At 63.6% G+C, this 8991-nt stretch carries 14 protein-coding genes; 7 read left to right on the top strand and 7 right to left on the bottom strand.

Translation table 11 applies throughout. The features are described 5' to 3' along the window. The first annotated feature begins 3 nt into the window (after positions 1-3). From dnaQ to BMF35_RS03350, 6 genes are all read left to right on the top strand, one after another. Positions 4-690: a DNA polymerase III subunit epsilon gene (dnaQ, locus tag BMF35_RS03375; protein WP_047006916.1), complete on the top strand. Its 687-nt coding sequence runs from the start codon at positions 4-6 to the stop codon at positions 688-690. 53 nt (positions 691-743) lie between these two features. Continuing rightward, positions 744-1313, top strand: coding sequence for a ribosome hibernation-promoting factor, HPF/YfiA family (gene hpf / locus BMF35_RS03370; protein WP_047006915.1), 570 nt, complete (start codon positions 744-746; stop codon positions 1311-1313). Positions 1314-1459: 146 nt separating this feature from the next. Next, a complete protein-coding gene (locus BMF35_RS03365) occupies positions 1460-1921 on the top strand; it encodes a PTS sugar transporter subunit IIA (protein WP_047006914.1) in 462 nt (153 codons plus the stop codon). Further along, positions 1881-2402, top strand: coding sequence for a PaaI family thioesterase (locus BMF35_RS03360; protein ID WP_047006913.1), 522 nt, complete (start codon positions 1881-1883; stop codon positions 2400-2402). The genes BMF35_RS03365 and BMF35_RS03360 overlap by 41 nt, the downstream gene beginning before the upstream one ends. Before the next feature lie 12 nt (positions 2403-2414). Further along, on the top strand, positions 2415-2756 hold the full coding sequence (locus BMF35_RS03355; RefSeq protein WP_047006912.1) for a DUF1491 family protein: 342 nt from the start codon (positions 2415-2417) through the stop codon (positions 2754-2756). Positions 2757-2959: 203 nt separating this feature from the next. Then, positions 2960-3628: a cell wall hydrolase gene (locus BMF35_RS03350; RefSeq protein ID WP_047006911.1), complete on the top strand. Its 669-nt coding sequence runs from the start codon at positions 2960-2962 to the stop codon at positions 3626-3628. Positions 3629-3941: 313 nt separating this feature from the next. On the opposite strand, the gene xth is transcribed toward BMF35_RS03350, so the two are convergent. From xth to BMF35_RS03335, 3 genes are read right to left on the bottom strand one after another with little or no spacing between them, the layout of a single operon-like run. Then, positions 3942-4727: an exodeoxyribonuclease III gene (xth, locus tag BMF35_RS03345; protein WP_047007565.1), complete on the bottom strand. Its 786-nt coding sequence runs from the start codon at positions 4725-4727 to the stop codon at positions 3942-3944. Positions 4728-4735: 8 nt separating this feature from the next. After that, a complete protein-coding gene (erpA, locus tag BMF35_RS03340) occupies positions 4736-5065 on the bottom strand; it encodes an iron-sulfur cluster insertion protein ErpA (RefSeq protein ID WP_047006910.1) in 330 nt (109 codons plus the stop codon). 31 nt (positions 5066-5096) lie between these two features. Further along, positions 5097-5525 carry a CBS domain-containing protein gene (locus BMF35_RS03335; RefSeq protein ID WP_047006909.1) on the bottom strand — a complete coding sequence of 143 codons (429 nt, stop codon included), beginning with the start codon at positions 5523-5525 and terminating at the stop codon, positions 5097-5099. Between the two features lie 120 nt (positions 5526-5645). On the opposite strand from BMF35_RS03335, the gene BMF35_RS03330 reads away from it, so the two are divergent. Further along, positions 5646-5993, top strand: coding sequence for a hypothetical protein (locus BMF35_RS03330; RefSeq protein WP_047006908.1), 348 nt, complete (start codon positions 5646-5648; stop codon positions 5991-5993). Here the strand turns inward: BMF35_RS03330 and BMF35_RS03325 are convergent. The 4 genes from BMF35_RS03325 to BMF35_RS03310 are packed head-to-tail and all read right to left on the bottom strand — an operon-like array spanning position 5975 to position 8912. Then, positions 5975-6346: a (2Fe-2S) ferredoxin domain-containing protein gene (locus BMF35_RS03325; protein WP_047007564.1), complete on the bottom strand. Its 372-nt coding sequence runs from the start codon at positions 6344-6346 to the stop codon at positions 5975-5977. The genes BMF35_RS03330 and BMF35_RS03325 overlap by 19 nt on opposite strands. After that, positions 6343-6831: a DUF2497 domain-containing protein gene (locus BMF35_RS03320; RefSeq protein WP_047006907.1), complete on the bottom strand. Its 489-nt coding sequence runs from the start codon at positions 6829-6831 to the stop codon at positions 6343-6345. Before BMF35_RS03320 ends, BMF35_RS03325 begins: the two co-directional genes overlap by 4 nt. Next, positions 6832-8289 carry a TolC family outer membrane protein gene (locus BMF35_RS03315; RefSeq protein WP_047006906.1) on the bottom strand — a complete coding sequence of 486 codons (1458 nt, stop codon included), beginning with the start codon at positions 8287-8289 and terminating at the stop codon, positions 6832-6834. 2 nt (positions 8290-8291) lie between these two features. Then, positions 8292-8912 (bottom strand): protein-L-isoaspartate O-methyltransferase family protein, encoded by a 621-nt coding sequence (locus tag BMF35_RS03310; protein ID WP_236781552.1) that lies wholly within the window; start codon positions 8910-8912, stop codon positions 8292-8294. Between the last annotated feature and the right edge of the window lie 79 nt (positions 8913-8991).

The following is an 8991-nucleotide window of genomic DNA, read 5'->3' as shown; positions in this document are numbered from 1 at the left end:
CGCATGCGCGAGATTATCTTCGATACCGAGACGACCGGCCTCGATCCCAACACCGGCGACCGCATGGTCGAGATCGGCTGCATCGAGATGGTCAACCGCGTGGCGACGGGCCGGACCTTCCACGAATATTTCAATCCGGATCGCGACATGCCGATGGAAGCGGAAAAGGTCCACGGTCTTTCCATCGGCTTCCTCTCCGACAAGCCGCGCTTTGCCGAGAAGGCCGCCGCGCTGCTGGATTTCATCGCCGACGATCCGCTGGTCGCACATAACGCGCAGTTCGATTTCGGCTTCCTGAATTTCGAGCTCGCCGCCTGCGGGCGGGAGCCGGTCAGCACGGACCGGATGGTCGATACGCTGGTGCTGGCCCGCCGCCGCCATCCCGGTGCCAAGCATTCGCTCGACGCGCTGTGCACCCGTTACGGCGTCGATCGCAGCCAGCGCACGCTGCACGGCGCGCTGCTCGATGCGGAACTGCTGGCACAGGTCTATGTCGAGCTGACCGGCGGACGGCAAATCGGCCTGCAGCTGGCGGTCGACAATACCGACGACAGCGCGGCGCAGGCCACCCGCTTTGCCCCGCGCATCGGCGAATATCGCCATCCCCGCCCCCACGCGGCAAGCGAAGCCGAACTCGCGCGGCACAAGGCATTTCTGGAAACGCTCGACACTCCGCTCTGGACCTCTTGAGAATTGCGTCCCACATTGGGGGACCGGGAGAACCAGAATAGGAGACGGTGTTTATGGATATTCGCGTGTCGGGACATCAGGTCGATACCGGAACCGCCTTGCAGGAGCATGCCTCCGACCGGCTCGAGACCATTGTCGACAAGCATTTCAGCCGCGCGCTTTCCTCCACCGTCACATTCGGCAAGGCCCCGCACCAGGCGCTGTCCGCCGACATCGTTCTCCATGTGAATCATGGTCTTATTCTCAAGAGCCACGGGCAGGCGCAGGATGCGCATGTCGCCTTCGACCAGGCGGCCGACAAGATCGAGAAACAGCTGCGCCGCTATAAACGTCGCCTGAAGGATCATCATGAGCAGGCATCGCATGCCGTTCGCGAGGAAGAAGCTGCCTACACGATTTTTGCCGGCGAAGATTCGGACACGGACGAGGAAGTCGTGGCCGACTCGCCGCCGGTCATCGCCGAAACGCGCATCGACGTGCCTGAAGTCAGCGTCTCGGACGCCGTCATGCTCCTCGATTTGCGCCACACCAGCGCGCTGTTCTTCAAAAATGCTGGAACCGGACGCCATAATATGGTGTATCGCCGCCCGGATGGCTCGATCGGGTGGGTCGAACCGTCCTGAAGGCCGGGCGCGGCGCAGCTTGATTGCGCAGCCGCAGTCGCCGACCTGCTCCCCGGGAGGGACACCGCAAACATATCACCGCTTCGCGCTGTGCGGGAGAAGTGCCGCTGCGCGAGCGAGGACGATTACGAGACCTGGTTTACGCAATGCATTCCACATTCCTGATGAAGCCTGAGTCGGTTGGCATCGTGCGAGCTGATAACAAGGGCGATATTCTTGAAAAGCTGAGCGCCGTTTTCGCGGCAGCGTGGTCGCTCGATGCGGCATTGGTGCTGGAATACCTGCAGGAGCGCGAGAATCTGGGCAGCACCGGCTTCGGGCGCGGCGTCGCTATCCCGCATGCGCGCATGCCTGGCCTGCAGCGCCCCATCGCGGCCCTGCTAAAGCTGGAAAAGCCGGTGGATTTTGCCGCGGCCGACGGCCTGCCTGTCGATCTGGTAATCGGCCTGCTTTCCCCTGCCAATAGCGGCGCGACTCATTTGCATGCGCTTGCGGCCGTTTCGCGACTTGTGCGCGATGACAGCGTGCACAATGCGCTGAATGATGCGCCGGATGCGGAAGCGCTTTATGGTGTGCTTACCAATGCGACGGATCGTGACGCCGCCTGACGCAGAGAACGCCCCGCAAGACGGGCAGTCGGCGCATTTCCGCGCGCTGGAGCATCTCTACGCCAGCGCGCCGGTCAACCAGCTTTTCGATTCGCGGCTCGACATTCTCGCACCCGGCCATGCGCGCATTACCTTCACCGCCAGCGAGAGGTTCTACCACGCGGCGGGCGCGACGCACGGCACGCTCTATTTCAAGATGCTGGACGATGCGGCGTTCTATGCGGCGAACTCGCTGGTGTCGGATCGCTTCCTGCTGACCACCGGATTCAACCTCCATTTCACCAAGCCACTGCGCGAAGGGCGCGTGGTGGCCGAGGGGCGCTGGATCAGCGGCAAACGTCGCGTCTACATCGCCGACGCGCACCTGACCGATGCCGAAGGTGAGGAAATCGGCCGCGGCACAGGCACGTTCATGCGCTCCCACATCGCGCTGTCGGGCCTTGAGGGATACCGCCAGCCCGATAACGGCGAATCGCGTTGAGGCGCATTTGCCATGGATGACCGCATCCCTACCCATCTCGAAGTGACCGGCCTGATCCGCGCGGTGGAAAATGCAGGCGGCTTCGCGACGGTCATCGCAAAAGGTGAACGGACTGCCGGAACAATCATGGCCGTGTGTTGCGCTTCCGCCACTTCGGCGCGCGCTTACGAGCGCATGCCGCAGCTCGACGGCAGCCGGAAATGGATGCTCTCCAAGGAGCAGGGCGCTGAAAATCCGCGCGAATTTTCCGAATGGTATCAAAGGCGCAGCCGGCAGGACGACGATCTCTGGATCGTGGAGCTCGATATTGCGGATGGGGAACGCTTCCTTGGCGAGATTGTGGCCAAAACTTGACTTTGAAATAAAGTTGCGTATTTGGCGCCCATCTTTCCAACAGCGTAGGTCAATCGATATCGCGTTCCGGCGATAGGTTTGGCGCGCAGACGGGGGGACGACCGGCAGGTCCGTTTGGGACGGATCGCGGGGATAGACGGTAAAGATGAAACCGCGTCCGCAGACCTGCTTTGTGTCTCTCACCGCCGTGAGCAACGGGAACAATGAAGCTCATTTCGAAGCGTGTCGGGGCCATCGCCCTGGCTGCAACCATCACTGCAACCTACGGCATGGCCGGTAGCGGAGCAGTCGCCCAGGACCAGGCGGAGCAGGTGCTGCTCGAAACGGTCGAGAACGAGATTGCTACGGGCTCCGAAGAGATCCCGAATGCCTCCGAGGTCCGCTTTGTCGCCAGCGAAGTGGCGCAGGACCTGCCGGAAGAACCGGTCGAGGAAGAGGCCGATACCAGTGACGCTGCATCGCTGCGCGAACTGGTCGCCACCATCGATACCAGCGGCGAGATGAGCCGCGAAATGATGTGCCTGGCACAGGCCGTCTATTTCGAATCGCGCGGTGAGCCGCTCGATGGCCAGCTGGCCGTTGCCACCGTCGTCATCAACCGCGCCGAAGATCGCCGTTTCCCGGACGATTACTGTTCGGTCGTGACCCAGCGTTCGCAGTTCAGCTTCGTGCGTGGCGGTCGCATCCCCGCGCCGAATCGCGGCACTGCCGCATGGACCCGCGCCAAGGCCATCGCCCGCATCGCGCACCGCGAGCTGTGGGACAGCCCTGCCGACGACGCGCTGTATTTCCATGCAACCTATGTCCGCCCCAGCTGGGCCCGCCGCATGACCGCGCGCGCGACGATCGATAATCATATTTTTTATAGGTAGCCTCAGGCGCCGGCGGGGCCATCCGGCCCCTTAGGCTTCCGCCCTACCGGGCGGCGCGCAATTGACCCACGGTCAGCTACGCTTTCGCGCGCTGTCGTCGCCTTTGGCGCCGATACCTTTGCCAGTTCGACAATTTCGCGCATATCTCGATCGCGATCAGCGATCGACCGAGCCTGAACGGGCGACCGCAGCGGGCACGCAGCGAAGCGGAGTGCGTCTAGCGAGGGAGTCGCAGACGGGCCAGCGGCCCACCCGCCTGCGGATGCGGGCGCGAAAGACAAACGATCGATCCTACCAACGCCGACGCTGGCGATCAGTCCTTCAACTCGACCCACACAGGCGTGTGATCGCTGCTCTTTTCCCGTCCGCGATACGCCTTGTCGACACCCGTCGCTGTCATGCGATCGGCAGCGTGCGGTGAGAGCAGGATATGGTCGATGCGAAAGCCATGGTCGCGCTGCCAGGCGCCCGCCTGGTAGTCCCAATAGGTCCACACGCCGCCGCGCGGGTTGAGCGTGTCGATCGCATCGGTCCAGCCATCGTGCAGCAGGCGGAAATACGCATCGCGCGATTCGGGCTGCATCAGCGCGTCATTCGCCATGGCGCGCACGGACCAGACATCCTTGTCTTCGGGAATGACGTTGAAATCGCCGAGCACGACGGTCGGCTCCTCGCGCGTCAGCAGGTGCTGCATGCGCTCGCGCAGCAGCTTCATCCATTCCAGCTTGTAGTCGAATTTCGGCCCCGGCTGCGGGTTGCCGTTAGGCAGGTACAGATTGCAGATGCGCACGCCGTTCACATCGGCTTCGAGATAGCGCGCCTGCTCGCCCTCATCGTCCTTCGGGCCGTCTATGCCTAGGCCGCGCTTTGATTCCACCGGCTTTTCGCCATCGGCGAGGATGGCGACACCGTTGAAGCTCTTCTGGCCGTGCCAGATGGCGTGATAGCCGATATCCTCGAATTCCGAGGCCGGGAAGTTCTCGTCCGGGCTCTTGATTTCCTGCAGGCAGGCGACGGCAGGGCGCGTTTCTTCCAGCCATTCCTTCAGGCGCGGCAGGCGCGCCTTGATGCCATTGATGTTGAATGTGGCGATCCGCACCCGCGCGCTCAGATGCCGAAGCTGGAGCCGCAGCCGCATCCGGCGGCCGCGTTGGGATTGGTCACGCGAAAGGCCGCGCCGCCCAGCGATTCGACGTAATCGACCACGCTGCCCGCCACCAGTTCGAGGCTGACGGGATCGACCACCAGCCGCACGCCATCTGTTTCGCTCACGCTGTCCTCGCCCTCGGGCCCTTCGTCGAGATCGAACTTGTACTGGAAGCCGGAGCATCCCCCGCCCTCCACGGACAGGCGCAGGACGGCAGGCTTGCCCTGTTTCCGGGCGATAAGCCCGACGCGCGTCGCTGCCGCTTCGGTGAGGGTAAGAGAGCTGGTCATGGATGCGATGTAGGAGGCATCACCCGCAGGCTCAAGCAGTCGTGATGTAGTCACGCATCTGCTGCGCTTCCGCTTCGATCATTTCCATGCGGTATTTCACGAGATCGCCGATGGAAACGAAGCCTGCCATCTTGCCGTTCTCGACGACGGGGAGGTGGCGGATACGGCGGCGGGTCATGAGCGAGAGCGCCTTCAGCGCGTCGGCATCGGCTTCGATCGTGATGGCAGGCGAGGTCATCACTTCGCCCACAGCCCGCGTCAGCACATCCGCGCCTTCCTTGGCGACGCAATAGAGAAGGTCGCGTTCGGAGAAGATGCCTGCAATCGCACCGTTATCGAGGACCGGCAGGGCACCGATGCGCTTGTCGGCGAGCAGGCCAGCCGCGGTTTGCACGCTGTCCGATGGCGCGCATGTCACCACCTCGTGATCGGCACTTTCGACGATACGACGAATGGACATGGCTGCTCCTCCTGTGGCCCTGCTGCGCGCTGATCATGCCATGAGACTGCCCATTTCGCCAAGTCTGGGCGGACCTTGGCCCGCCTTGCATAGCGCGTGCGCCTTCGGCATGGCCTTGCCATGGCTCGCAAATCCCCTCTCGACGATCCGGAAAACGCTGCCTTCGCATGGGCGCGGTTTCGCCGGTTGATGCGCTTCATGATGGGGATCACGTTGGGCGTGGTCATCATTGCCATGGCCATCATCTACAAGCAGGCCGAGGAGGTTTCGGCCCATTTCTTCATCGCGACGGCGCTGGGGCTGGGCTTTTCCATGCTGCTGATGAGCGCGCTGATGGGTCTGGTTTTCCTGTCTGCCGGCACCGGGCATGACGCTTCGGTCGACAATTCGCTGGACGATCTCGATCCGAAAAAGCCGGTGCATGATCGCCGCCGCATCGGCTGGCGCGATCAATCGGGCGAGGATTGAAGGCGGAAGTCTTCCACCGGCACGCCGCCGATCAGGTGTTCCTGGATGATCCGCTCCAGCACCTGCTCATTACAAGAATGATACCAGACATTGTCCGGCCACACGACCGCCACAGGCCCGGCGGCGCATAATTGCAGGCAATCGGCCTTGGTGCGCTGCACCCCGCCTCCGCAAACGAGGCGCAGCTCCTTCAGCCGCCGCTTGAGGTATTTCCACGCGCGCTCGCCTTCCTCCTTGCGGCAGCATTTCTGCTTTTCCGACAGGGCACAGATGAAGATGTGGCGCTGCGTGTTTTCGCCGCCCAGCTTTTCCAGCGCGCGGCTGGCTTTCGCGATGTCGGCAGGTCTGGTCAGTTTTTCTTGCCTGCGATGCGGGCGATCTCGGCCTTGACCAGCCGCTCCACGATATCGGGGAGGTTGGCATCGAGCCATTGCGCCAGCATCGGGCGCATCATTTCGCGCGCCAGCCCTTCCAGCGAAGTTTCTCCCTGCCGCACGATCTGCGGCTTGGCAGGCGGTTCGGACAGCATGGCGAGCGCGGCCAGCGACTGGCGCATGGCATCGGCAGCGCGGTCCGTCGTCAGTCCGTCATCCTCGGGCACTTCGCTCGATTGGGTGATGAGCGGATCTGCTGGCGCATCCTCCGACACGGCGGAACCGATCACGCCGAGATCGAGAATATCCTCGGCTTCTTCCTCGTCAGCAGGCTCTGGCAGATTTTCTGCGCTTTCATCGGCGGAACGTGATTTGGTCGCCTGCGCAGCGGCGCGGTCCCGCTCCATCACGCGCTTGATCGAATCGAGGATCTCGTCGACCGACGGTTCGCCTTCCTGTCGCACTTAGTCGTCCCCAAATTCCGAAAGTGAATCGCTCGGGCCAATCTCGCCATCGGCTGCTGGGATGTCAACGGTGCTGGAACTGGTGGCGACGGGCAGCGGATCGCGCTGCCAATCCCAGATGATGCCGCGCACACGGTCGTAATTGGCGACCGGATCGTAGAGCACGCCGTCATCGCCAAGGCCCAGATCACGCGCTTCGGCGCGGCCCATTTCGGCCAGCAGGTTGAAGCCCGCGACATAGGCATTGCGGCGGGCCGTCACCAATTGCACCTGTGCGCGCAGCAATTCCTGCTGGGCATCGAGAATGTCGAGCACGGTGCGATTGCCAACGGTGTTTTCTGCCCGCACGCCTTCAAGGCTGAGCGCGGCGGCTTCGACCGCAAGCTGGCTCGATTCAATGATCGCGCGGGAGGCACGCCAGCTGGAATAGGCGGCGCGCACGCTGGCAATGACATCGCGCTCGACGGCGATGGCCTGTTCAAGCGCAGCGCGGGCCTGCGCGCCGGCCTGGCGCTGCTGCGCGGCAACGCGGCCTCCCTGAAAGATTGGGACGCTCAGCGTAACACCTGCGGTGATATCGGTGCCGACATTGTTCTCGGGCGTCAGTGTGCCGAGGAAATTGGTGTAGTCGGAGCGGGTGAAAACGCTGAGCGTTGGAAGGCGGCCCGCGCCCGCCACTTCGATGTCGTAGCCTGCCGCCTGCGCGCGTTCGATAGCGGCGATCAGGTCCGGATTGTTGGCCAGCGCAACATCCACCGCTTCGTCCGGTGAAGCGGGCAGCGCCGGTAGCGGCGGCGGCGGTTGCAGGTCGTCCGGCGGGACACCGACCAGCGCGACGTAATTCTCGCGCGCCGCGATCAGGTTCGCCCGGGCGGAAAAGAGGTCGCCCTCTGCAATGGCGAGACGGCTTTGCGACTGCGCGACATCGGTGCGGGTCAGATCGCCGATCTGGAACCGGTCGCTCGTCGCTTCGAGATTGGTCCCGAGGACTTCGATGTTATTGGCCGCCAGGCCGACCAGCGCCTCGTTCAGGATCACATCCATATAGGCGGCGACCACGGCGGAAAAGAGCGCGCTTTCGGTGCCGCGCAGATCGGCTCGTCCCGCTTCCACTCGCTCTTCGGCTGCGCGGATGCCGTTGCGCACGGCGCCGCCCTGATAGATCGGCACGCCGAGATTGGCCGACCCGCTCAGCCGCCGCGAGGGCGATACGATCGCCGGCGTGCTCTGCTGCAGCAGTTCGACATGGGTGACGCTGAGATCAACCGAAGGCAGTCCGAAGGACCGCTGGATGGGTACGGTCTCGTCCAAGGCGCGCTGTTGCGCCCGCGCTGCTTCCAGCGAGGGATTGTCTTGATAAGCGCGCGTCAGCGCCTCTTTCAGCGTGTCGGCGCTGGCAGGGGTGGAGAGCAGGCACGCGCTGGCCAGCAAAGCCGGGAGGACAGCGCGGGCAGCCATGGTCAGAAGCTCCAGCCCTTCGGAACGTCGAACTGGGCAAGGCGCGGAATGCCCGTGTCGTAAACGGGGATCAGCGACACATCCTTGCCGCTCTTGCGACCGACGGCCACGCGGGTGACGCCATTGTCGACAATGCCGGTGACGATGCGGGCATTGTCGGCCAGCCACTTGGCGAGGCCCGCAGGCACGGCTTCCACCGCACCGTCGATCACCAGCAGGTCCGCACCCTTGCCCTTGGTGCCCTTGCCCACTGCCTCATCGGCGGAGATGACGGTAAGCTCAGCCACCAGCGGGCGCAGCAATTCGGCAAGATAGCCGGAGCCGCCATCGACCACGATGGCCTTTTCCGTGCCCTTGGGATTTGCCTCTTCCAGCATCTTGCCCTGGACGACCGGTGCAGGCAGCGCGCCACCATTCTCCAGCCGGATGGCGCGATCCATATAAGCGGTGCCCCGGCTGGCAGCGGGCACGAAATCTTCGCGCGCCACTTCGCCCATGCGCTTCAGCACGAAAGGCGTGTTGACGCCGCTGGTGCGCAGCTGGCTGTCGATCATGGCGCGGCGCGCAGCGTTTGGCGCGGTGTTGGCGGCTTCGGCGGCCTCGAGGGGTTGGGCAGTGGTCACGGCGGCAATCTCTATGGCGTTTCAGATGTGCGGCGTCCTTAAGCCGCGCAATGCGTCACGCCAAGGGCTTTGACCCATC

Source organism: Aurantiacibacter gangjinensis, from assembly GCF_001886695.1.
GTDB classification, from domain to species: domain Bacteria; phylum Pseudomonadota; class Alphaproteobacteria; order Sphingomonadales; family Sphingomonadaceae; genus Alteraurantiacibacter; species Alteraurantiacibacter gangjinensis.
Note: the sequence above shows the minus strand (reverse complement) of the source record. Positions and strands in the feature narration are given on the sequence as shown.

Bases quoted from the DNA above. Each gene is read 5' to 3' on its own strand.
- erpA (WP_047006910.1), bottom strand. From the start codon at position 5,065: ATGACCAGCTCTCTTACCCTCACCGAAGCGGCAGCGACGCGCGTCGGG.
- hpf (WP_047006915.1), top strand. From the start codon at position 744: ATGGATATTCGCGTGTCGGGACATCAGGTCGATACCGGAACCGCCTTG.
- BMF35_RS03365 (WP_047006914.1), top strand. From the start codon at position 1,460: ATGCATTCCACATTCCTGATGAAGCCTGAGTCGGTTGGCATCGTGCGA.
- BMF35_RS03360 (WP_047006913.1), top strand. From the start codon at position 1,881: ATGGTGTGCTTACCAATGCGACGGATCGTGACGCCGCCTGACGCAGAG.
- BMF35_RS03350 (WP_047006911.1), top strand. From the start codon at position 2,960: ATGAAGCTCATTTCGAAGCGTGTCGGGGCCATCGCCCTGGCTGCAACC.
- BMF35_RS03335 (WP_047006909.1), bottom strand. From the start codon at position 5,525: ATGTCCATTCGTCGTATCGTCGAAAGTGCCGATCACGAGGTGGTGACA.
- BMF35_RS03330 (WP_047006908.1), top strand. From the start codon at position 5,646: ATGGCTCGCAAATCCCCTCTCGACGATCCGGAAAACGCTGCCTTCGCA.
- dnaQ (WP_047006916.1), top strand. From the start codon at position 4: ATGCGCGAGATTATCTTCGATACCGAGACGACCGGCCTCGATCCCAAC.
- BMF35_RS03355 (WP_047006912.1), top strand. From the start codon at position 2,415: ATGGATGACCGCATCCCTACCCATCTCGAAGTGACCGGCCTGATCCGC.
- BMF35_RS03315 (WP_047006906.1), bottom strand. From the start codon at position 8,289: ATGGCTGCCCGCGCTGTCCTCCCGGCTTTGCTGGCCAGCGCGTGCCTG.